The sequence below is a fragment of the Yersinia sp. 2542 StPb PI genome (assembly GCF_048593855.1).
Lineage (GTDB): Bacteria > Pseudomonadota > Gammaproteobacteria > Enterobacterales > Enterobacteriaceae > Yersinia > Yersinia enterocolitica_E.
In genome coordinates this window covers 1-243 of record NZ_JAZGQA010000572.1, presented here as the reverse complement: position 1 = coordinate 243, position 243 = coordinate 1, and the positions used below count along the sequence as shown (strand labels likewise).

Genomic DNA, 243 nt, shown 5'->3' with positions numbered 1-243 from the left:
CGCCAACAGCAGAGTTTCAGGATGATTTTCAGAGGCAAGATCGTAGGGTTGAATTATTGCAAGATCGTGCAACATCGGTTGAAATACATTTGCTTGATGGGCTTTCTTATTTTACACCTTATTTCTTTGATAAATTTCCATTAATAGATGAAGTTGGAGTGTCACGGGGGGTTATCTTACATGCCAGGCCTGTAACTGATATAATGTTAACTCGCCTAAATAAAATAAAAGTCCCCACCTCAC

1 pseudogene is annotated in these 243 nt (G+C 39.1%); it reads left to right on the top strand.

Annotated features, from left to right (window positions below):
* A pseudogene (locus V1952_RS22780) lies at window positions 1-243 on the top strand (helix-turn-helix transcriptional regulator); the annotation flags it as partial.